Below are 21,228 nucleotides of genomic sequence, written 5' to 3'. Positions count from 1 at the left end.
AATCAGATCCTCTCGGGGCTAAGAGGAACGGGATTTCTCCCTCAAGTTACGCACGACTATCGATGCCGGGCCTTAACAAATCCTTACCGGCACGCCGGAAAATTTACCAATGTGTACCACTCATGAAATCTAGGTAAATTCCGAAGAGATAATTTGTTAACGATACCTGAGACCTCAAAACGGCTCCCGCCTTGGATCCCGGGTCAGTCGGCAAGCTGCGGCAGGTTGCGGAACAGCTCGAGCGCTTCGGGATTGGCGAGCGCTTCCTTGTTCTTGATGGCGCGGCCATGCACCATGTCGCGTACCGCGAGCTCGGTGATCTTGCCCGATTTGGTGCGCGGAATATCGCTGACGGCGACGATCTTGGCCGGCACGTGGCGCGGGCTCGCCCCGATGCGGATTTTCGCGCGGATGCGTTTTTCCAGCTCGGCATCGAGATCGACGCCTGCCGCCAGCCGCACGAACAGCACGACGCGAACATCATTCTCGAAATCCTGGCCGATGCATAGTGCTTCGAGGATTTCCGGCATTTGCTCGACCTGATTGTAGATCTCCGCCGTGCCGATCCTGACACCGCCCGGATTGAGCGTGGCGTCGGAACGGCCATGGATGATCAGGCCGCCATGGGCGGTCCATTCGGCGAAATCGCCGTGGCACCAGACATTGTCGAACCGTTCGAAATAGGCGGCTCGGTATTTCCTGCCGTCAGGGTCGTTCCAGAAGCCGAGCGGCATCGCCGGAAACGCCTTGGTGCAGACGAGCTCGCCCTTCTCCTGGCGGAGCGGCCGGCCGTCATCGTCCCAGACATCGACGGCAAGACCGAGCCCGGGCCCCTGGATCTCGCCGGTCCATACCGGTTCGATCGGCACGCCGAGCACGAAGCAGGAGACGATATCGGTGCCGCCGGAAATCGAAGCCAGATGCACGTCCTTCTTGATGCCTTCGTAGACGAAGCGGAAATCTTCCGGCGATAGCGGCGAGCCGGTCGAGGAGATGGTGCGCACGCTGGAAAGATCATGCGTGCGGGCCGGCTTGAGGCCAGCCTTGCGCACGGAATCTATGAATTTGGCCGAGGTGCCGAAATACGTCATCTTCTCGGCATCGGCGAAGTCGAACAGCGTATTGCCGTCCGGGTAGAAGGGCGAGCCGTCGTAGAGCAGCAAGGTGGCACCCGACGCCAAGCCGGACACCAGCCAGTTCCACATCATCCAGCCGCAGGTGGTGAAGTAGAAGAAGCGGTCGCCGTCGAGCAGGCCGGCGTGCAGCCGTTCTTCCTTGACGTGCTGGATCAGCGTTCCGCCGGCCGAATGGACAATGCATTTGGGGATGCCGGTCGTGCCCGACGAAAACAGGATGTACAGCGGATGCGAAAACGGCAACCTCTCGCAGCTGACAGACCTGGCGGCAAAGGGTGACAGCGCCTCTTCCAGCGCGGCCGCCTTGCCGATGGTCGCCGCGACGTCGAGCGAGGTGCCGAGATAGTCGACAATGAGGACCTTGCGGACGGTGGCGAGCTTGCCCGCCACGGCCGCGACCTTGTCGGCGACTTCGATCGCCTTGCCATTGTACCAGTAGCCGTCCGGCGCGATGAATATGACCGGCTCGATCTGGCCGAACCGGTCGAGAACGCCCTGCTCACCAAAATCTGGGGAGCAGGACGACCAGACGGCGCCGATCGAGGCGGCCGCCAGCATCGCAGCAACGGTCTCCGGCATGTTGGGCATCATCGCGGCGATGCGGTCGCCCTTCTTCACCTTGAGCGACAGGAAAAGCTGCTGCAGGCGCGAGGTCAGCGCATGCAGCTCGTTCCAGGACAGCCGCCGCTCGACCTTGTCCTCGCCGCGAAAAACGATTGCGTCGCCAAGCCCGGTTTTCTTGAGGAGATTCTCGGCGAAGTTCAGCTTCGCATCAGGGAAGAAGGTCGCGCCGGGCATCTTGTCGCCATCGATCAGCACGCGTTCGCCCTTGTCGCCGACGATGCCACAAAAGTCCCAGACCAAGCTCCAGAAGGTCTCGCGGTCATCGATCGACCAGCGATGCAGGTCGGCATAGGAGGAGAAAGACTCGCCGGCCATGCTCGCCGCGGCGTTCATGAAGGCGGTCATCGGCGCCGCGTCGATCTGCTCTTGCGTCGGGATCCAGAGCGGTGCGTCGTCAGCCATCATTGTTCCTCCGCAGGCTGCATCGCTTATGCAATATCGCGATGCAGCAGAGCAAGATTTTGTTGGACCGCGCCGGTCAGGGTGTGCGCAAATGCCATCGCCGGGCCATAAAGACTTGAAATGCGTCAGCCGTCGGTTACACCCGTCGGGCGATTTTGTCGGAATGGAAGCATACAGGGCGATATGCCATCACCTTTGATCCGACGCGGAATATGGGCGATCGGCGCAGCCGTCATCGTCATCGCGCTGGTCGTCGCAGCCTTGCCGCTGATCGCCTCGACCCGCATCGTGCGCGACCGCATCGCGTGGGAAATGAGCGCCTGGAGCGGTTTCCGGGTCAACATCGACGGCGCGCCGCGCATCGAGGTCTGGCCGAATTTCCGGGCGATCCTGAGCGACGTGACGCTGTCGCAATGGACAGAGACGGATGCGCCGCCCGTGGTCGAAGCCGAACGGGTCGAGGTCGACCTTTCGGCGATGGCGGCGCTGCGTGGCGACGTGGTGTTTTCGACGGCGCGGCTGGTACGACCGACGATCCGGGTTCAGCGTACCGCGAGCGGGTTTTTCCTGCCTGCGATTCCCAGCGGCGGGCGCATTACGCGTTCGATCGATGCTGCCCGCGCGGTGATCAACACAAATCCCGCCAAGCCGGATCTCGGCAAGCTGCCGACAGATCCGTTCGGCACAGTCGAGTTCAGGGACGGCCGCGTGGTGGCTGCCATCGGCGGCAAGGACCAGGAGATATTGAGCAGCCTGAGCGGCCAGGCGAACTGGGCCGCGATGAACAGCAATGCGACGCTGTCGGCGACCGGGATATGGCGCGGCGAAAGTGTTGCCATCGACGCCGCATCGCCGAACCCGCTTGTGTTGTTTGGTGGCGGCACAGCACCGGTCACGTTTTCCTTCAAGGCGGCGCCGGCCAGTTTTTCATTCGACGGCCGCGCCAGCATGTCGGAAAACGGCTATTTCGACGGCCAGGCAAAATTCGCTGCACCTTCGCTCCGACGTGTGCTCGAATGGTCGCAGGCCGGCATCGCGCCCGGTGCGGCAATCGGCTCGATCTCGGTTTCAAGCAAGATCACGGCGACGGCCGGGCGCGTCAAATTCGAAAACACCGCCCTGACCCTCGACAACAACCCCGGAATGGGCGCGCTGGACTTCACCTACGGCGAGGCATTGCCGGTGATCTCCGGCACACTTGCCTTCGATACGCTCGACCTCAGATCATTTCTCTCCGCCTTTGCCCCGGTGCCATCCGCCGGCGGCACCGATCCGGGCGAAATCGATACGAGCTTCGCCGACCGGATCAATCTCGATCTCAGGCTGTCGGCGGCGCATGCCACGGCCGGCGCCATCCAGCTTGCCGACGTCGCCGCCACCGCCCAGGTCAAGAACGGCCTTGCCGTCTTCGACATATCGGATGCATCCGCCTTCGGCGGCAACGTCCAGAGCAGCGTCCGTTTCGACCGCAAGCCCGCAGGCACGGAAGTCGAGATCCGGCTGCTTGCTTCCGATATCGACGGCGGCGCTTTCGGCACCGCGGCCGGGATGAAGCGGCTGGTGCCGATCGGCACTGGAACCGTTTCGGTCATCCTCAAGGGGCCTGGCAGAACCTGGGACTCGATTTTCGAAAACGCCAATGGCTCGCTGTCCGCGACGTTCGGCGCGGGTGCGCTGAGCCGGCTTAACCTGCCGGCGTTCCTCAAGCACACCGAACAGGGCGGATTCTTCGCGCTGGACGACGTCTCGGACGGAACGCTGCCGATTGACGGGGCCGAGCTCAAGGCGAGCATTTCGAACGGCGTCGCGCGCATCGACAAGGCCGAGGTGAATTCCGCGCAATACAAGATCTGGCTTTCCGGCATTGCATCCTATGCCGGACGCGGGCTGGCACTGTCCGGCGGCATCGTCCGGCCGAGCCAGGCTGCCACGCAGACGAACGGCCAGGGACCCAATCAGTCGTCGTTCTTCGTCGGCGGCACGTGGAGCACGCCGTTCATCTCGCCGATAAGCCGCGGCGTTTCGGGAGAGTAAGCAGCAGCAGCTTCAACCGCGCTGCGCGGCCTGCTCGTCGCGCTGGCGCTGCACTTCGCGGCTCTTGTTGACAAGCGAAGCGATGATCACACCGACGGCGACAACGGCGATCAGGATGGTGCAGGCGGCGTTGATTTCCGGCGTCACGCCGAGGCGAACTTGGCTGTAGATCTTCATCGGCAGTGTCGTGGCGCCGGGACCCGAGGTGAAGCTGGCAATAACCAGGTCGTCGAGCGAGAGCGTGAAGGCCAGCATCCAGCCGGAGACGATCGCCGGCATGATGACCGGCAGCGTGATCTGGAAGAAGGTCCTTACCGGCGGTGCACCGAGGTCCATCGCGGCTTCTTCCAGTGAACGATCGAAGGTGATCAGGCGCGACTGCACCACCACCGCGACGAAGCACATGGTCAGCGTGGTGTGGGCAAGCGTCACCGTCAGAAAGCCGCGGTCGAGGCCGACGGCGACGAAGAGCAGCAGCAGCGACAGTCCGGTGATGACTTCGGGCATGACCAGCGGCGCAAACACCATGCCCGAAAACAGAAGCCGGCCGCGAAAGCGCGTGTAGCGTGTCAAGGTGAGCGCCGCCAGCGTGCCGAGCACGGTCGCCACGGTTGCCGAGATGACGCCGACCCGGGCCGTCACCCAGGTGGCGTCCATCAGACCCCGGTTGTGGAACAGCGAGACGTACCATTTCGTCGAGAAGCCGCCCCAGACGGTGACCAGCTTCGACTCGTTGAAAGAGAACACGACGAGCAGGACGATCGGCAGGTAAAGAAAGGCAAAGCCGAGCACGATCGAAATGACGTTGAAGCGGCTCCAGGTGGCGTTCATTGGTCCTGCTCCTGAGCACGCGCCTGGGCCCGCTGGAAAATCATGATCGGCACGATCAGCAGCAGCAGCAGGATGACGGCAACGGCAGACGACACCGGCCAGTCACGGTTGGCGAAGAACTCGTTCCACAGCGTCCTGCCGATCATCAGCGTCTGCGAGCCGCCGAGCAGGTCGGGAATGACGAACTCACCGACGGCGGGAATGAACACCAGGAGGCAGCCGGCGATGACGCCGGGCAGCGACAACGGAAAGGTGATCTTCCAGAAGGCGCTGATCGGCGGGCACCCGAGATCCTTCGCCGCCTCGATCAGCGTATGGTCCATCTTCTCCAACGACGAATAGAGCGGCAGCACCATGAACGGCAGATAGGAGTAGACGATACCGATGAAGATCGCCGTGTAGGTGTTGAGGATGATCAGCGGCTGGCTGACGATGCCGGTGGCGAGCAGGAGCTCATTGAGCAGGCCCTCGGGCTTGAGGATGCCGATCCAGGCGTAGACACGGATCAGGAACGAGGTCCAGAACGGCAGGATCACCAGCATAAGCAAGGTCGGGCGGATCGTCGCCGGAGCGCGCGCCATGCCATAGGCTATGGGATAGCCGACAAGCAATGTCAGGACCGTCGAGATGGCGGCGACGACGACGCTCGTCACATAGGCGTTGAAGTAGAGCGCATCCTTCGTCAGCAAGATGTAGTTGTCGAAATTGAGCGCACCAAGCCCCGAGATGAACCCGGAAATGCCGCCGCGGAAATCGAGCACCGGAGTATAGGGCGGCATGGCGATCGCCGTCTGCGACAGCGAAATCTTGAAGACGATGATGAAGGGGACAAGAAAGAAGAACAGCAGCCAGAGATAGGGGACGATAATGACGAGACGGCCGACGAAAGCCGCGCTCAGCCTGGCCGGGGCGGATTTGCCGGCAGCGTTTGCCGGAGAGCTTGTTGCGGCAGTGACAGCGGACATGATCAATCCCTACCGTGTCAGCACGAGGCCGGCGTCAGGGCGGAAGGAAATCCAGGCGCGGTCGTTCCAGCTCAGCGGATCCTCGGTGAGGCGTGCCGCGTTCATGGTGCTTGCCCGCACCACCTGACCATCGTCCAGCCTGACGTGATAGACGGTCATGTCACCGAGATAGGCGATATCGTAGACCTCGCCCTGGATGGCATTGACGGCACCGGCGGGTTTCGTCGAGGACACCTTGATCTTCTCCGGCCTGATGGCGAAGGTGACGGATGTCCCGGCGGCGGCACTGCCGGCGTTTTCGGTTCGGATGGTGATGCCGTTGCCGGCATCGATGCTTGCGCTGCCGGCCACGCCAGCCGCGATCCTGCCGTCGAACATATTCACGTTGCCGACGAAGCCGGCGACGAAGCGCGAGCCCGGCGCTTCGTAGACCTCGGCCGGTGTCGCCACCTGCATCACCTCGCCCTTGTCGATGATGGCGATGCGGTCGGCCATCGTCATCGCCTCTTCCTGGTCATGGGTGACGACGACGAAGGTGAGGCCGAGATTCTGCTGCAGGTCCATCAGCTCAAACTGGGTTTCCTCGCGCAGCTTCTTGTCCAGCGCGCCAAGCGGCTCGTCGAGCAGCAAGACTTTCGGGCGCTTTGCCACCGAGCGCGCGAGCGCGACGCGCTGGCGCTGGCCGCCCGACAATTGGTGCGGCTTGCGCTTGGCGAACTGCTCGAGCTTGACCAGCTTCAGCATCTCGGCGACGCGCTTTTCGATATCGGCCTTGACCATGCCTTCCTGCTTGAGGCCGAACGCGATGTTGTTCTCGACCGTCATATGCGGAAACAAGGCGTAGGACTGGAACATCATGTTGACCGGCCGCCGGTAGGGCGGAATGCCGCGCAGATCCTGGCCATCGAGCAGGATGCGGCCGGCGGTCGGCTCCTCGAAGCCGGCAAGCATCCTGAGCAGCGTCGATTTCCCGCAGCCTGAGGCGCCGAGCAAGGCAAAGAATTCGCGTTCGAAGATGGTCAGCGACAGGTTGTTGACCGCCGTGAACTCACCGAATTTCTTGGTGACGTTGTCGAACTGGATGTATGGCTTGGCGTTCGGATCGTTCCATGGCGCGAAATCCCTGCGGATGCTGCCAAGCGATTTCATGTCCCACTCCGTCCTGCTGCTTGCCCCATGAGAAAGCGGCCCCGGCAGCCGGCTGCCGGGACCTGATCAGATTGTTATTGGCCAGTGACGATCTTGGTCCAGGTGCGGGTGATGATGCGCTGGGTCTTGGGATCGTAAGGCGAGACGGTGTAGAGCTTCTGCAAGGTGGCGGCGTCTGGATAGATCGCCGGATCTTCCAGGATCGCCTTGTCGATGAACTGCTGCGAAGCCTTGTTGCCGTTGGCGTAGAGCACATAGTTCGACGATTTGGCGATCACTTCGGGCTTCATCATGTAGTTCAGGAACTCATGCGCTTCGGCGACATGCTGCGCGTCGGCCGGGATCGCCATCTGGTCGAACCACATCTGCGCACCTTCCTTCGGCACGGAGTAGCCGATCTCGACGCCCTGCTTGGCTTCGTCGGCGCGGTTGCGGGCCTGGAAGACGTCACCCGACCAGCCAACCGCCAGGCAGATGTCGCCATTGGCAAGAGCGTTGATGTATTCGGACGAGTGGAACTTGCGGATATAGGGCCGGACCTTCAGCAATGTTTCTTCGGCCTTGGCGATCTCATCGGGCGATGTGCTGTTCGGGTCGAGGCCCAGATATTTCAATGCCGCCGGTATGATGTCGGCCGGCGAATCCAGCACATAGACGCCGCAGTCCTTCAATTTGGCCAGGCTTTCGGGATTGAAGAACACATCCCAGCTGTCGATCTTGTCGGTGCCGAGCGCTGCCTGCACCTTCTTGATGTTGTAGCCGATGCCGACAGTACCCCACATGTAGTTGATCGAATATTCGTTGCCGGGATCATATTTGGCGGTCCGTTCCATGACCGTGTCCCACATATTGGAAATGTTCGGCAGTTTCGACTTGTCGAGCTTCTGGAACACACCCGCCTGGATCTGGCGTGCAAGGAAATTGCCGCTCGGCACGACGACATCGTAGCCGCTGCCGCCGGCGAGCAGCTTCGTTTCCAGGATCTCGTTGGAATCGAAAGTGTCGTAGACGACCTTGATGCCGGTTTCCTTGGTGAAGTCGTCGATGATCGAACTGTCGATATAGTCCGACCAGTTGAACACGTTGACGACGCGATCCTCGGCATGCGCGCCCAAGGTGAAAACTGCCAGAAACGCCGAAGTCGCCGAAAGCCAGAGCGCTTTGCGGGTCATGCTATTCTCCTTTGATGAGTGTTCCGTCGCCAGCTCGTCGCGGCGTCCGCGCGGCTGGGCATTTGCTTCAGGGTATTGGGCTTGCAGGCAGGCGACAAGCGCGAATTGCCGGCGCCATTATGGTTCGGCGACGAGGCGACAGCGAAGACTTGGCGTGGCGTTGCTGGTGTTCCGGCGCCGTCGGAAGCTTTCGCTACGGCGCGGGCAGGAAGACGACGATGTTGTCCGGCCTCGATGCGGCCGGCATGGAGACTTGGCAAGATACGCCTGTCTTGTTGTTGCCGTGATCGCAGCCTGCCCGCGCGGCCGCGACATTGTCAATGGTTCATCTCGCTTTGACGCGTGCGCTGCATCAATTAGGCGACGGCACACCGGTGACGCCCGCTCGCGCGGGCCGCGTCTGACGCTTGAATTCGAGCCCGATATGGACGAGCAGCGCGGTGACGACGACCGCACCGCCGACGATGGTGCGCGCCGACGGCACCTCGGAATGGATGAGCCAGACCCAGATCGGGCCAAGGATCGGTTCGAACGTGCCGAGCAGCGCCGCGACGGCGGCCGGAACAAGCCGGGCGCCGGTGGCGAAGAAGGCGAGGCCGAGTCCCAGATTGATCACGCCAAAGACAAAGAGAAAGCCCATATCGTGGCTCGAGACGCCGAGGGCCGACGCTTGCGATGCCGCAAAGGCGGCCGCCAGCATCGTGCCGAGGCAAGTCGCCGGGGTCATGCGCACATGGGCAAAGCGGCGCGTGATGACGGTGGCGACCGAGAACATGACGGCGATGAGCAGCGCCAGCCCGTCACCGATCGGCGATACCGCGCCATCGAGCGATTCCGACACCATGATGGCGACGCCGGCAATGACGGCGGCAATCGCCAACCAGGTCGCCACCGCCACCCGTTCGCGAAACAGCGCCCAGGCAAACAGCGCCGCCAGAAGCGGCACGCCGGCCTGCATCAACAGGATGTTGGCGACGGTGGTATAGGCAAGCGCGACGACGAAAGAGGTCGACGCCGTGGCGAAGCAGAACGCCACCGCAAGGCCGGCCAGGCCCATGCCACGAAACAGCTTCAGCGTGCCACGCCAGCCGTCGCGCCAGACCATGAAGCAGAGCAGGAAGGCAGCGGCCCAGACCGAGCGCCAGAACACTACCGTCCAGCTGTCAGTGTTGTCGATGAAGCGCGCAATTGTGCCGCCAAAACTCCACATCAGCGCCGACAGGAATACCAGCAGGAAACCGACGCGTTCCCCTTGCGGCGACACGATCGGCGAGGCGGCAACCGGAGATGATGCGGTATCGGTCATGGGTGCGACTGTCGGCGAATTCGGAGCAGCACGACGTGCAATGGACGACAGAGACGTGCCTCATTCGGGTAACGCAAAGCAGAAGGCCGGGCGTGATCCAGTTCAATGTTCCGTTTGGCGCACTGATGAGGGCGCCTCGCCCTCGCCCGGCGATGATCCGAGGCGACCTGTCGACGATCGCTTTACGACGTGCCCCTGTTGCCGCGGATAAAGCGCCAGAGACCGGCCAGCGGAACCAGCAGGAGCAGGCCAAACTTTTTCAGCGCGATCAGCGCCACGACCAGAAAACCTGCTTTCGCCGCCAGCTTTCCGGCAATCAGGCCACCGACGCCAATCGCCGCAACGGTATCGACGCCCGGCACGAAATCGGCGTATGTCTTGCCGGTATTGAAGTCCGCGAGGCCAAGCACTTCATCCAGGCTTTGCCTTATCTCCGGCAATTGTTCCACCGTCGCGATATAGCTCATCACGAAGACGCCCTCCCTGCCAAGGAAACGGACGTCGTAGTTGAGCGTATGGGCGGCATCGTTTCCAAATTGCAGCTCCTTGGCCCAGTGCAGGCGCTTGTGGGCCGCGTCATAAACCGGCGGCGACGCCCAGCCGATCAGCGTAATGGGCGCGTAGCCGTCCTTTACCCTCTGATCGTTGCCGGACAGAGTGTCTGACTGCATGTTGCGCAGCAGTTCATTGTAATCGATGGACGCGGCGTCACTGTCGTCGACGTAACCAATCTTTTCCCAGCGCAGCTCTATCCCCCAAATTGTTATCGGCAATGGGATCATGGGAGACTGGAAAGATCATGCCGAGGGCATCGGAACCAGAGTCGGGCGGATTGCCCCAGGCTTCGGTGAGGACGGAGAGCGTGTCCTTCTTGTCCAGAAAATAGAACTTGTCCTTGAGATCGAGATGGATGCCTTCGGCAAGATTTATCGCGCCGGTCTTCGGATCGATCTTGTCCAGGAACGCCTTGCCGGCATCATTATACTGTTGATAGGACTTGTAGAAATCCGAGGACTTTTCAGCCAATGCGGGATCGGCCACCGAAAACGCGAGCGCCAAGCCAAGCCAAAAAATTGTCCTGCCCATCATTGATCCCCCGACCGTTGCGCAGTTCTTTTTTTGATACCGTACTGTCAATGCTGAATCAATATTCGGCTGAATCAATATTTTGGCTGAACCAATATTTTGGCCGGCAGCTGCGAACCAGCTTACTGGTTGCCGCCGCAGGAACAGATGAGGTTCTTCGGTCGAAGATTCAGCCGCAATATTGCTGGAGCCGAATCACTGAAAATCGAATGCCGACAGCCCCGTCACCATCTCATCGAGGCCGAGCGGGCGTGTAACGGGTGGCTCGGCGCGGGCGAGGCAACCGATGCGCTCGCACAGCCGGCAGGCAGGGCCGACCGGCGTCGCCGTCGGCGTGGCGCTCTGTCCGGTCTTGCCGATGGCAGCTGGCCTCGGCAACGCCGCTCCATAGACGACCTCGTCGCTAAAATCGATGTCGCAGCCGAGCAGCAGCGCGGTGCGGCGCGGCCGCTCGGCAAACGAGCCCTGCGGCCCCTCGAGCGTGCGGGCAATGCAGAGAAACGCTGCGCCGTCCGGCATTTCCACCGCCTCGACCAGGATCTGGCCGGGCTGGGCGAAGGCGGCATGGACCGGCAGCCTCGGACAGCCGCCGCCGAAGCGGCTTTGCGGAAAGCCGTGGCTGCCCGCCTTGCGGAACCGATTGCCGGCACTGTCGACCTCGAGCATGAAGAACGGCACACCTGACGCACCCGGCCGCTGCAGCGCGGCCAGCCGGTTCGCCGCCTGCTCGAAGGAAACGCCGAAGCGCGACCGCAACATGTCTATGTCGTAGCGGGTGCGGACCGCAGCGGCGTGAAAAGGCTGATAGGGCATCATCAGAGCGTGCGCGGCATAGCGGCCGAGCTCGAAACGCGCCAGCCGGCGGGCTTCGTCCGTGGTCAGCTTCAGCGCCTGGATCTCGGCGGCGACAGCGACGCTCATGCGGATCAGGCAGGCCTCCATAGCCAGCTCGCGCAACTGATCGAATGGCGACAGGCGCTCGGACAGGAACAGGCGTTGCGAGTGACGGTCATAGCGACGGCGCCAGTTGGGCATGGTGGCGACCGGCAGTACCTTGACGACGATGCCGAATTCACGCCGCAGCCAAGCCTTCAACGCACTGAACAGATCGTCGCCGGGATCGAGCACCGACGTGAATGCCTCGGCTTCCTCTTCGAGCGCGGCAAAATGATTCGGCCGGCGTTCGAAAATCTCATGCACCTCGTCGATCGGCAGCCGGGCACCGGAGAGTGCGGTGGCCTTGCCCTCACGCGCGAGCAGCTCGTTGAGATCCGATAATCGCTTGGCCTGCTCGCGATAGGCGCGAAACAGTTTTATCACAGCGGCGGACGCGTTGGGCGCCGCCTCGGCAAGCTCGATGAGTTCCTGGTCGCCCGGCAGTTCGCCGGCCAGCAACGGATCTGAAAACACTTCCTTCAAATCGGCGACCGATCCCCGCGCCTCGCCTTGCAGTTCGTGCGGGTCGACCTTGTAGACGGATGCCAGCCTCAGGATCAGTTGCACCGTCAGCGGCCGCTGGTTGCGCTCGATGAGATTGAGATAGGACGGCGAGATGCCGAGCCCTTCGGCCATCGCCGTCTGGGTTAGCCCCTTGGCGTTGCGGATGCGACGAATGCGCGGCCCGGCGAAGATTTTATGGTCGGCCAATCGACTGCCCTTGACAGAAATTTACATCCGCCGATGGTATGGCGGCCTTTACAATCATGACAGATTTACAGCTCTCATTAGTCAAACACAACACAGGTTTTCCCTTATTTTCTGGCTAATCTGGAGGTTTACCTCGCTTGCGTCGTGCCGGCGTGTAAATGATGTCACACATGGCGCACACATTTTTCCCTCTGCGACGCCATCCGAAAACCGGCATCAAACCCGCCTGGAGTGACCAATGACCGACTTTTACAACCTTGTCCCGTCGGCGCCGCAAGGCCGCTTTGATGGCATCGAACGGCCCTATTCGCCGGAGGAAGTGAAGCGGCTGCGCGGCTCGGTGCAGATCCGGCAGAGCCTCGCCGAAATGGGGGCAAACCGGCTGTGGCGGCTCATCCATGAAGAGGATTTCGTCAACGCGCTGGGTGCCATGTCCGGCAACCAGGCGATGCAGCAGGTGCGGGCCGGGCTGAAGGCGATCTATCTGTCGGGATGGCAGGTCGCCGCAGATGCCAACACCGCTTCCGCCATGTACCCGGACCAGTCGCTCTATCCCGCCAATGCGGCGCCCGAACTGGTCAAGCGCATCAACCGCACCCTGCAGCGCGCCGACCAGATCGAGACTTGCGAAGGCAAGGGGCTATCGGTCGACACCTGGTTCGCGCCGATCGTCGCCGATGCGGAAGCCGGCTTCGGCGGGCCGCTCAATGCCTTCGAGATCATGAAGGCATTCATCGAGGCGGGTGCGGCCGGCGTCCATTACGAGGACCAGCTGGCTTCGGAGAAGAAATGCGGCCATCTCGGCGGCAAGGTGCTGATCCCAACCGCCGCACACATCCGCAATCTCAACGCGGCGCGCCTTGCCGCCGACGTCATGGGCACGCCGACACTGGTCGTGGCGCGCACCGACGCGGAAGCGGCAAAGCTCCTGACCTCCGACATCGACGAACGCGACCGGCCCTTCGTCGATTATGGCGCCGGCCGTACGGCGGAGGGCTTCTACCATGTCAGCAACGGCATCGAGCCCTGCATCGCCCGTGCCGTCGCCTATGCGCCCTATGCGGACCTGATCTGGTGCGAGACCTCCAGGCCCGATCTGGGGCAGGCCAGGACGTTTGCCGAGGGCGTGCGCAAGCATCATCCAGGCAAGCTGCTTGCCTATAATTGCTCGCCGTCTTTCAACTGGAAGAAGAATCTCGATGACGCGACGATTGCGAAGTTCCAGAAGGAACTCGGCGCCATGGGTTACAAGTTCCAGTTCATTACGCTGGCCGGTTTCCACCAGCTCAATTTCGGCATGTTCGAGCTCGCCCGCGGCTACAAGGAGCGGCAGATGGCAGCCTATTCGGAACTGCAGGAGGCGGAATTCGCCGCGGAAGCCAATGGCTACACCGCCACCAAGCACCAGCGTGAGGTCGGCACCGGCTATTTCGACGCCGTCTCGATGGCGATCACCGGTGGCCAGTCTTCGACCACGGCCATGCATGGATCGACCGAGCACGCCCAATTCAGGCCGGCGGCGGAATAGCAGACAAACAGAGGAACGCCCAAACGGCATGGCAACACAACAGGCATGGCAACACAGGGAGAAGACCAATGGCATCGATAAGCCGCGTCAAGGAACGGGCCGAAGAGCAGGCCACCAGCATGAATGTCGACCAGCAGGCGACCATCCGAATGCTGGCGAACGATCTGCACAGGCTCAATCAGTCGGTAATGAAGGCGGTCGAGGCCGGCGTCTCGGTCGAACTGGTGCGCTCGGCACGGCACCATGGCGGCGACGGCAACTGGGGCGACCTGCTGATCCCGGTCATCGTCACGCAACGGAGCCACGACTGATGAATTCTACCGCACCGCGCCTTTTTTGAGCGCATGTTATCGCACCCCGCACGCCGCGGCTCTGCCTAGTCCGGCAGAGCCGCTAGTGCAACGATTTCAATGACAAGATCAGGCTGCAAGTGCTGCAACGCCGATAACTTCCGAGGGCGGCGGGTTGTTGTAGCTGCAGTGCTTCGGGCAGTGCTCGGCAAAGAATTCGTCCAGGACGTCCAGGCGAAAATTGGGAGAGCTCAGAACGCCGCCATCGGGAAATGGCCCCTTAACAAAGAAGGTCAGTCTGATGAGATGGTCCAGCGCAGTGCCAAGCTCTTCCAGGTCTGATTTGATGTTGGTGAGAATTTCGCGCCACTGCGCGGCCGCACCGCCGACGGCGCCGCCGCCGCTTTTGCCGATCGGATCGTAGTCCTCGACGGTCGCGGTGTTTCCGGAAAGGTAGACAAACCCCTTTGCGCCGGTAACGACCGTACCCTTTCCCCACGGCATCAACCGGCCATTTTTGAATTTCTTGTGAGTCACGAGTTCCATTGTCATCTCCCGTCGATCAAAGAGACGTGCTTAGCCAACGAGGAAGGGTAGTCCGCCGAGACGATACGACAAGCTCGCGACAGACCTGCCTCGCCTTCATCCAATTTTTCGTCAACCCGGCTACGGCTGCGAGTTGGTGCGTTCGCGCTGCAAAGCTAAAGTTCACTGGAGTCTGCCCCGTTGTGGTGGCAACTTCTCCTCCGGGCGGCGGCAAAGAAAGCACTTAATTTTAATTTTAATGTTTCTTGCGATATTCTCCTGATATGCCATTTGAGCTTGACATGAGCAGTGATTTCACGCCAATTAACTCCCGAGTTTCAACCCTGCATTGAAATGTTGAACAACGGCCTGCCCCGCCATGTGCCCAGCGAATCGCGATATCGAGCCTGCAAAACAGCCGCCTTTCGTTAGCCGGGACATGGAGACGCGGATGCTGCCGGATTTCTCGCGGGTGCTGGTGGTCGGAAAATCACCGATCAACCGCGTCGTGGTTTCAAAAATCGTGGAGCGGTCCGGCCTCAAACCGATCTCGGAAACTCCCGAAACCGCGGCAAAGGCCTTGCACGCGCTGATACCGGGGACTGTCGTTCTCGACGGCGGCGCGCACAACGGGGACTGCGACGCCTTGCTGTCGGGTATCGATGCACTGCGAAGGGCGTCAGGCAGATCGCTTCCGTCGGTGATCCTGCTTTCAGTCAAGACCGGCACTCCGGAGAGCCTGGGCCTGTCGAGCGTCGTCGATGCGGTGGTCGTCAAGCCGATCACCACCGAACGGCTGCAGCCGGTGATTGACCGGCTGGTCGGGGTCGGCCGCAACTGACCTCTACGGCGACGCGCCGACCGCAGACCTGGATCAATCAATCTCGCCGATACGCTCGATCAGGCCTGGCAGTTCACCGAGATTGGCTATCTGGCGAAAGCGCGGTGCCGAGACCGGCGGCTCGACATGCTCCAGCACCCAGGTCAGTTCATGCGGCACGTGGATGCCCCAACTGCCGGCTTCGATGGCCGGCACGACGTCCGATTTGAGCGAGTTGCCGACCATCATGCCCTTTTCCGGGCCATCGCCGTGGCGGCTGAAGATGCGGCTATAGGTGGCAGCGCTCTTGTCGCTGACGATTTCGACCGCATGGAACAGCGCTCCCAGTCCGGATTGCGCCAGCTTGCGTTCCTGGTCGAACAGGTCGCCCTTGGTGATCAGCACCAGGCGGTAGGCGCCGGCCAGCTTTTCCACGGTCTCGCGCGCATACGGAAGCGGCTCGATCGGATGGCTGAGCATCTCGCGGCCCGCGTCGAGAATTTCGGCGATCGTTGAGGCCGGCACCTGGCCCTCGGTGACCTCGATAGCCGTCTCGATCATCGACAGCGTAAATCCCTTGATGCCGAAGCCGTAGACCGCGAGGTTGCGCTTCTCGGCCTCCAACAACCTTGCTGAAATCCGGTCCTCCTCGGCGTGATCGGCGAGCAGTGCGGCAAAGCGCTTCTCGGTTATGCGGAAGAACTGTTCATTCTGCCACAGCGTGTCATCGGCGTCGAAGCCGATCGTCGTCAGTTTGCGGCTGTGTTGCATGCGGCCCATTAATTGCAGCGTTGCGGGAGGCCGACCCTAGACCAGGAGGCTTTTATCCGGAAGTCGTTGTGTTTCCCCGATTATCGAGGCGCATGCCAGCCGGCTCCCCTTCCCTTCCGTCGTCGGCAACAGCTATACTCCACAATCTGCAACAAATCTGGTGATTGATGCCGCCTGCAAAAAAGGAAGTCCGTCCGTCGAGCCGCGGAGGACGTGCCCGCACGCCTGCCTTCGTGAAAAACCAACGTGGCGTCAAGAACTGGAAGGAAGTCAGCGCCTGGCTGGAATGGCGCGGCATCGAAGACATCGAATGCATCACGCCCGACCAGGCCGGGGTTGCGCGCGGCAAGATGATGCCATCGAAGAAATTCACCTCCAATACCTCGCTGGCACTGCCTTCGGCGGTGTTCATGACGACGATTTCCGGCGGCTATCCGGAGGACGGCAATGGCTTCCACTATCCGGAAGACGATGGCGACCTCAAGCTGATGCCTGACCTCTCGACGCTGACCGTGGTGCCGTGGGAGGAGGACCCGACGGCGGCGGTTATCTGCGACCTCGTCCACCAGGACGGCCGCTCGGTCGAGTTCACGCCGCGCAACGTGCTGAAGCGCGTGCTCGCCGCTTATGACAGACGCGGGCTGAGACCGGTCGTGGCGCCCGAGATCGAGTTCTACCTGGTGCGCAAGAACCCCGATCCGGACTACCCGCTCACCCCGCCTGTCGGGCGCTCCGGGCGGCCGATCGGCGGCGGCGCTGGCTATTCGATCGCCGGGGTCAACGAATTCGACGAACTGATCGACGACATCTATCATTTCTCCGAAAGCCAAGGGCTGGAGATCGACACGCTGATCCACGAGGAGGGCGCCGGCCAGCTCGAAATCAATCTGCGTCACGGCGATCCGATCGAGCTCGCCGACCAGGTGTTCATGTTCAAGCGCACAATCCGCGAGGCGGCGCTGAAGCACGAAATCTACGCCACCTTCATGGCCAAGCCGATCCAGGGCCAGCCCGGTTCCGCCATGCATATCCATCAGTCGATCATCGACAAGAAGACCGGCAAGAACGTCTTTTCGGCGGAGGACGGCTCGGAGACCGACGCCTTCTTCCACTTCATCGGCGGCATGCAGAAACATGTGCCGAACGCGCTGGTGATGTTTGCGCCCTACGTCAATTCCTACCGGCGGCTGACGCAGTCGGCCTCGGCGCCGGTCAACAACAAATGGGGCTACGATAACCGGACCACGGCCTTCCGCGTGCCCCGCTCCGACCCGGCGGCGCGGCGCGTCGAAAACCGCATTCCCTCCTCTGACGCCAACCCCTATCTGGCGCTGGCGGCATCGCTCGCCTGCGGGCTGATCGGCATGACCAACAAGATCCAGGCCGAGCCGCCGGTTCTGACGACCGCCAACGAGGACCAGATCGACCTGCCGCGCAGCCTGCTCGAAGCCGTCGACCTGTTCGAGGCCGACGAGGAACTCTGCGCCCTGCTCGGCAAATCCTTCGCAGCGACCTATGCGGCGATCAAGCGAGCGGAATTCGAGACCTTCATGGAAGTGATCAGCCCGTGGGAGAGGGAGTATTTACTGCTGAATGTGTGAGTAGTGAGTAGTCATTAGTGAGTAGTGAACGGGGCTGGACCGCACCAAGACCGTTACTGTCCGTTCCTATTCACCAACTACTACTCATTACTCACTATTTCTCTCCGCCTCTGCAAAAATCTCCGAGTCTTGGCTGCATCATGCCCTACCAATCCCCAATCTCCCCCGGCCGCTCCTGGTACGAAGACACCGCCGGGCCAAGGCCCGAATATCCGACGCTCGACGGCGACCGGACATGCGATGTGGTGATCGTCGGCGGCGGCTTTACCGGCCTGTCGGCCGCGGCTCACCTCGCCAAGACAGGCGCGGATGTCGTGCTTATCGAAACGCATCGTTTCGGTGATGGCGCATCGGGCCGCAATGGTGGCCAGCTCGGCACCGGACAGCGGGCCTGGGCAGAGGAGCTGGAAGCGGAATACGGCTTTTCCCGCGCCAAGGCGCTGTTCGACCTGGCCGAAGAGGCCAAGGCGCATCTGCTCGACTTCGCCGCGGTGAACCAGATCGAGATCGACTATATGCCCGGCCAAATGTCGGTGGCGCACAAGAAGCGCTATGTCGACGACTACAAGGCTCATGCCGAGATCATGGCAAACCGGTTCGGTTATCCGCACATCTCATTCATGGATGCCGCGGAGACTGCCGAGCGGCTCGGCTCGACGCATTATTTCGGTGGCACCCGCGATACCGGCACCGGCCACATCCATCCGCTGAAGCTGGTGATCGGCACCGCGAAAGTCGCGACACAGGCCGGCGCAAAGCTTTTCGAGCAGACGCCGTCGACCGGCATCACCTCCGGCGACGGCAAGGTCAATGTTGTGACGCCGAAGGGCACGATCACCGCCGCTAAATGCCTGATCGGAGTCAACGCCTATGGCGGCACGCTCGAACCCGTGAGTGCCGCGCATATCATGCCGATCGGCTCCTTCATCGGTGCAACGGTGCCGCTGGGAGCCGATTCCAAAGTGTTGCCGGGTGGCGAGGCGGTCGACGATTCGCGCTTCGTCGTGCGCTATTTCCGCAAATCGAAGGATGGGCGGCTGCTGTTTGGCGGGCGCGAGATTTACGCGGTCAACGATCCCAAGGACATCCACATCCACATCCGCCGGCAGATCGCCGAGATCTATCCCTCATTGAAGGACGTCGAGATCACCCATGGCTGGGGCGGCTATGTCGGCATCACCGTGCCGAGAAAGCCGTTCGTGCGCGAAGTGATGCCCAATGTGATCTCGATCGGCGGTTATTCCGGCCATGGCGTCATGCTGTCGAACTTTTTCGGCAAGCTTTATGCGGAGACGGTCACCGGCAACCGCGACCGGCTGAAGCTGATCGAGGACCTGAAAATTCCACCCTTCCCCGGCGGCCGGCGTTTGCGCGCGCCACTGCTCTTTCTTGCGCTCAACTGGTACGCGTTGCGGGACAGGATTTAACCAGACGTTGCAGAATCCTTAACCTGGGCGCAGAATTCCCGCCAAGGGCGCAGTGATGCCACAATCGCGGGCGAAAGATGATGCTCGTGGGCAGCTGAACGGGGAATTTTGCGGGCTTGCCCGCTTTTGGTTTGGGACCGATGCCGATCGAAATGCCGGCTCTCCGGCAAGGGGTCGTAAGAACATCGGCCCGCAAATGGAGGTGGCAAGAGTGAAAGAGCCCTTCAGTTTCGGCGCGCCGGAACGACGGCGCCTTGCGATGCAATTCGGTTACGATATGCGGCCGACGTTCTGGCATGGGGTCCGGTCGAACGCGCATCTGGTAATCGCCGCGCTTGGCACGGCCGCACTGCTCGGCGTTGCCGCGGTGGCACTGTGGCTGGCATTGCCGGCAAATGAGCGACAAGCGGCCGCAAGTCCTGAGCAGATCGTTCCGACCATCCCGGTCAAGACGACGAAGATCATGCCTGCCAAGGTCGCTGCGGCGCCGCGGACGACGGGCAAGGCAGATGCGGTTTCCCCGGCGGTTGCCGCTGCGGAAGCCGAGATACCAGCGCTGGCTCCCAACGATCCGCGCTGGACGGGGCCAAAGACGGCATCGGCCGCCGCCACGGCAGCATCCGACCAACTGGCAAGCCAGACCGAGCAGGCGGCCGATAAATCGTCCGCCGCGGTGGCGTTTGCTGACCCGGCAGCGAAGCCCGACGCTGCGGCACTGTTTGCCAAAGTGGCGGCTCCCGGCAGCTCGACGAAAAACACAGGGCCAGACGGTGCTCAGACCGCCGCCATCCCCACACCCAAGCCGCAACTGCCGGCGACGCAGTCCGCGAGTGAGGACGGCGACGGCGCCAAGGCAAAATCCGGAAAAGCCAATACTGCGGGTACCGGACGCATCCTGAGATCCGTCACTATGCGGATCGGCCCGAAGAAGAATGCTGCCGCCATTCTCACCGTGCCTGCCAAGACCTCGGTGCAGGTGATGAGCTGCAAGCAATGGTGCCAGATCGTCTACAACGGCAAGCGCGGCTGGGTGTACAAGAGCTACGTCAAAACCGGGGCGTAAGGCCGGCACAGCGATCGCGTGTGGCTCGCCATCAGCCAGTCCTGCGCCTGAGGACCCGGCCGTTCAAATACAACGTCCGCCGTCGACTTCCAGCGCCACGCCAGTGATGAAAGCCGCTTCGTCCGAAGCAAGCCAAAGCGCGGCATTGGCAATATCGAGCGGCGTCGAAAGCCGGCCGAGCGGGATCGATGCGCGGAACTTCTCGCGGATCTTGGGTGTGTCGGCGCCCATGAATTTCGCGAGCATGCCGGTCTCGCCGGCAACTGGGCAGAGGCAGTTGACGCGGATGTTCTTCGGCGCGAGTTCCACCGCCATCGATTTGGTCGCGGTGATCGCCCAGCCCTTCGATGCGTTGTACCAGGTGAGGCCAGGCCGCGGCCTGATACCGGCCGTGGAGGCCGTCGTCAGGATGACGCCGCCGCCTTGCCGTTCCATGACCGGCACCACGGCAAGCGCTGCGTGGTAGATCGCCTTCATGTTGACAGCTGTGATCAGGTCGAAGGTCGCTTCGTCGACTTCCAGCAGGTCACCGTTGCGATGAGTGTAACCGGCATTGTTGACCATGATGTCGATGCGGCCGAAGGCGCTCATTGCGGCATGGACCATGTCGTCGAATTCGGACCGCAACGAGACGTCGGTCTGGGTCCAGATCGCCTTTTCGCCGATCTCGCCGGCAACGCGCTCCGCGCCCTTGGCGTTCAGATCGGCGACGACTACCCGCGCACCCTCCTCGGCAAAGCGCCTGGCCATGCCCTCGCCAAAGCCCGAGGCAGCGCCGGTGATGATGGCGACTTTGTTTTGCAGGCGCATGCTTTTCTCACTCATCGTTGAAGGCGATCGACGACGCGTTT

19 protein-coding genes are annotated in these 21,228 nt (G+C 61.9%); 7 read left to right on the top strand and 12 right to left on the bottom strand.

What is annotated here, in order from left to right:
• Window positions 1-203: 203 nt before the first annotated feature.
• The gene (locus tag NKH98_RS01430) at window positions 204-2,162 is read right to left on the bottom strand and encodes an acetoacetate--CoA ligase (protein ID WP_352896328.1); all 1,959 of its coding nucleotides are present in this window, start codon (window positions 2,160-2,162) and stop codon (window positions 204-206) included.
• 183 nt (window positions 2,163-2,345) lie between these two features.
• Here NKH98_RS01430 and NKH98_RS01425 point away from each other — a divergent pair, with 183 nt between their 5' ends.
• A complete protein-coding gene (locus NKH98_RS01425) occupies window positions 2,346-4,196 on the top strand; it encodes an AsmA family protein (protein ID WP_352896100.1) in 1,851 nt (616 codons plus the stop codon).
• Between the two features lie 12 nt (window positions 4,197-4,208).
• Here the strand turns inward: NKH98_RS01425 and NKH98_RS01420 are convergent, their stop codons facing one another.
• From NKH98_RS01420 to NKH98_RS01385, 8 genes are all read right to left on the bottom strand, one after another.
• The gene (locus NKH98_RS01420; RefSeq protein ID WP_254819294.1) at window positions 4,209-5,027 is read right to left on the bottom strand and encodes an ABC transporter permease; all 819 of its coding nucleotides are present in this window, start codon (window positions 5,025-5,027) and stop codon (window positions 4,209-4,211) included.
• Window positions 5,024-5,998, bottom strand: a complete 975-nt coding sequence (locus NKH98_RS01415; protein WP_502894182.1) for an ABC transporter permease subunit — start codon at window positions 5,996-5,998, stop codon at window positions 5,024-5,026. The genes NKH98_RS01420 and NKH98_RS01415 overlap by 4 nt, the downstream gene beginning before the upstream one ends.
• A 3-nt stretch (window positions 5,999-6,001) precedes the next feature.
• Window positions 6,002-7,141 carry an ABC transporter ATP-binding protein gene (locus tag NKH98_RS01410; RefSeq protein WP_352896096.1) on the bottom strand — a complete coding sequence of 380 codons (1,140 nt, stop codon included), beginning with the start codon at window positions 7,139-7,141 and terminating at the stop codon, window positions 6,002-6,004.
• Between the two features lie 74 nt (window positions 7,142-7,215).
• Window positions 7,216-8,313 carry a polyamine ABC transporter substrate-binding protein gene (locus tag NKH98_RS01405; RefSeq protein WP_254819291.1) on the bottom strand — a complete coding sequence of 366 codons (1,098 nt, stop codon included), beginning with the start codon at window positions 8,311-8,313 and terminating at the stop codon, window positions 7,216-7,218.
• 352 nt (window positions 8,314-8,665) lie between these two features.
• Window positions 8,666-9,619 carry a DMT family transporter gene (locus tag NKH98_RS01400; protein WP_352804073.1) on the bottom strand — a complete coding sequence of 318 codons (954 nt, stop codon included), beginning with the start codon at window positions 9,617-9,619 and terminating at the stop codon, window positions 8,666-8,668.
• A 182-nt stretch (window positions 9,620-9,801) separates the two neighbouring features.
• Window positions 9,802-10,401 (bottom strand): DUF2167 domain-containing protein, encoded by a 600-nt coding sequence (locus tag NKH98_RS01395; protein ID WP_352896093.1) that lies wholly within the window; start codon window positions 10,399-10,401, stop codon window positions 9,802-9,804.
• Window positions 10,328-10,708 carry a DUF2167 domain-containing protein gene (locus NKH98_RS01390; RefSeq protein ID WP_352896090.1) on the bottom strand — a complete coding sequence of 127 codons (381 nt, stop codon included), beginning with the start codon at window positions 10,706-10,708 and terminating at the stop codon, window positions 10,328-10,330. Before NKH98_RS01390 ends, NKH98_RS01395 begins: the two co-directional genes overlap by 74 nt.
• 192 nt (window positions 10,709-10,900) lie before the next feature.
• Window positions 10,901-12,352, bottom strand: coding sequence for a helix-turn-helix domain-containing protein (locus NKH98_RS01385; RefSeq protein WP_352896088.1), 1,452 nt, complete (start codon window positions 12,350-12,352; stop codon window positions 10,901-10,903).
• A 238-nt stretch (window positions 12,353-12,590) separates the two neighbouring features.
• Here NKH98_RS01385 and aceA point away from each other — a divergent pair, with 238 nt between their 5' ends.
• Both aceA and NKH98_RS01375 read left to right on the top strand, forming a co-directional pair.
• Window positions 12,591-13,880, top strand: coding sequence for an isocitrate lyase (aceA, locus tag NKH98_RS01380; protein ID WP_352751539.1), 1,290 nt, complete (start codon window positions 12,591-12,593; stop codon window positions 13,878-13,880).
• Window positions 13,881-13,948: 68 nt separating this feature from the next.
• Window positions 13,949-14,191, top strand: a complete 243-nt coding sequence (locus NKH98_RS01375; protein WP_023719402.1) for an SMc00767 family acetate metabolism repressor — start codon at window positions 13,949-13,951, stop codon at window positions 14,189-14,191.
• 108 nt (window positions 14,192-14,299) lie between these two features.
• Here NKH98_RS01375 and NKH98_RS01370 read toward each other — a convergent pair whose 3' ends face one another.
• The gene (locus NKH98_RS01370) at window positions 14,300-14,716 is read right to left on the bottom strand and encodes a RidA family protein (RefSeq protein ID WP_352896086.1); all 417 of its coding nucleotides are present in this window, start codon (window positions 14,714-14,716) and stop codon (window positions 14,300-14,302) included.
• Between the two features lie 430 nt (window positions 14,717-15,146).
• Between NKH98_RS01370 and NKH98_RS01365 the strand changes: the two genes are divergently transcribed.
• On the top strand, window positions 15,147-15,536 hold the full coding sequence (locus tag NKH98_RS01365; RefSeq protein WP_352896083.1) for an ANTAR domain-containing protein: 390 nt from the start codon (window positions 15,147-15,149) through the stop codon (window positions 15,534-15,536).
• A 33-nt stretch (window positions 15,537-15,569) separates the two neighbouring features.
• Here the strand turns inward: NKH98_RS01365 and NKH98_RS01360 are convergent, their stop codons facing one another.
• The gene (locus NKH98_RS01360) at window positions 15,570-16,286 is read right to left on the bottom strand and encodes an HAD family hydrolase (RefSeq protein ID WP_352896327.1); all 717 of its coding nucleotides are present in this window, start codon (window positions 16,284-16,286) and stop codon (window positions 15,570-15,572) included.
• 167 nt (window positions 16,287-16,453) lie between these two features.
• On the opposite strand from NKH98_RS01360, the gene NKH98_RS01355 reads away from it, so the two are divergent.
• From NKH98_RS01355 to NKH98_RS01345, 3 genes are all read left to right on the top strand, one after another.
• Window positions 16,454-17,887, top strand: coding sequence for a glutamine synthetase family protein (locus NKH98_RS01355; protein ID WP_352475854.1), 1,434 nt, complete (start codon window positions 16,454-16,456; stop codon window positions 17,885-17,887).
• Between the two features lie 140 nt (window positions 17,888-18,027).
• Complete coding sequence (locus NKH98_RS01350; protein ID WP_352896081.1) at window positions 18,028-19,314, top strand: NAD(P)/FAD-dependent oxidoreductase; 1,287 nt, start codon at window positions 18,028-18,030, stop codon at window positions 19,312-19,314.
• Window positions 19,315-19,525: 211 nt separating this feature from the next.
• Window positions 19,526-20,377 carry an SH3 domain-containing protein gene (locus NKH98_RS01345; RefSeq protein WP_352896077.1) on the top strand — a complete coding sequence of 284 codons (852 nt, stop codon included), beginning with the start codon at window positions 19,526-19,528 and terminating at the stop codon, window positions 20,375-20,377.
• A gap of 63 nt (window positions 20,378-20,440) precedes the next feature.
• Here NKH98_RS01345 and NKH98_RS01340 read toward each other — a convergent pair whose 3' ends face one another.
• Window positions 20,441-21,187: an SDR family oxidoreductase gene (locus NKH98_RS01340; protein WP_352896075.1), complete on the bottom strand. Its 747-nt coding sequence runs from the start codon at window positions 21,185-21,187 to the stop codon at window positions 20,441-20,443.
• Window positions 21,188-21,228 lie beyond the last annotated feature (41 nt).

This window comes from Mesorhizobium sp. M0833 (genome assembly GCF_040319905.1).
In the GTDB taxonomy this organism is placed as follows: Bacteria; Pseudomonadota; Alphaproteobacteria; order Rhizobiales; family Rhizobiaceae; genus Mesorhizobium.
Note: the sequence above shows the minus strand (reverse complement) of the source record. Positions and strands in the feature narration are given on the sequence as shown.

Bases quoted from the DNA above. Each gene is read 5' to 3' on its own strand.
- NKH98_RS01430 (WP_352896328.1), bottom strand. From the start codon at position 2,162: ATGGCTGACGACGCACCGCTCTGGATCCCGACGCAAGAGCAGATCGAC.
- NKH98_RS01425 (WP_352896100.1), top strand. From the start codon at position 2,346: ATGCCATCACCTTTGATCCGACGCGGAATATGGGCGATCGGCGCAGCC.
- NKH98_RS01420 (WP_254819294.1), bottom strand. From the start codon at position 5,027: ATGAACGCCACCTGGAGCCGCTTCAACGTCATTTCGATCGTGCTCGGC.
- NKH98_RS01410 (WP_352896096.1), bottom strand. From the start codon at position 7,141: ATGAAATCGCTTGGCAGCATCCGCAGGGATTTCGCGCCATGGAACGAT.
- NKH98_RS01405 (WP_254819291.1), bottom strand. From the start codon at position 8,313: ATGACCCGCAAAGCGCTCTGGCTTTCGGCGACTTCGGCGTTTCTGGCA.
- NKH98_RS01400 (WP_352804073.1), bottom strand. From the start codon at position 9,619: ATGACCGATACCGCATCATCTCCGGTTGCCGCCTCGCCGATCGTGTCG.
- NKH98_RS01395 (WP_352896093.1), bottom strand. From the start codon at position 10,401: ATGATCCCATTGCCGATAACAATTTGGGGGATAGAGCTGCGCTGGGAA.
- NKH98_RS01390 (WP_352896090.1), bottom strand. From the start codon at position 10,708: ATGATGGGCAGGACAATTTTTTGGCTTGGCTTGGCGCTCGCGTTTTCG.
- aceA (WP_352751539.1), top strand. From the start codon at position 12,591: ATGACCGACTTTTACAACCTTGTCCCGTCGGCGCCGCAAGGCCGCTTT.
- NKH98_RS01375 (WP_023719402.1), top strand. From the start codon at position 13,949: ATGGCATCGATAAGCCGCGTCAAGGAACGGGCCGAAGAGCAGGCCACC.
- NKH98_RS01370 (WP_352896086.1), bottom strand. From the start codon at position 14,716: ATGGAACTCGTGACTCACAAGAAATTCAAAAATGGCCGGTTGATGCCG.
- NKH98_RS01365 (WP_352896083.1), top strand. From the start codon at position 15,147: ATGCTGCCGGATTTCTCGCGGGTGCTGGTGGTCGGAAAATCACCGATC.
- NKH98_RS01360 (WP_352896327.1), bottom strand. From the start codon at position 16,286: ATGCAACACAGCCGCAAACTGACGACGATCGGCTTCGACGCCGATGAC.
- NKH98_RS01355 (WP_352475854.1), top strand. From the start codon at position 16,454: ATGCCGCCTGCAAAAAAGGAAGTCCGTCCGTCGAGCCGCGGAGGACGT.
- NKH98_RS01350 (WP_352896081.1), top strand. From the start codon at position 18,028: ATGCCCTACCAATCCCCAATCTCCCCCGGCCGCTCCTGGTACGAAGAC.
- NKH98_RS01340 (WP_352896075.1), bottom strand. From the start codon at position 21,187: ATGCGCCTGCAAAACAAAGTCGCCATCATCACCGGCGCTGCCTCGGGC.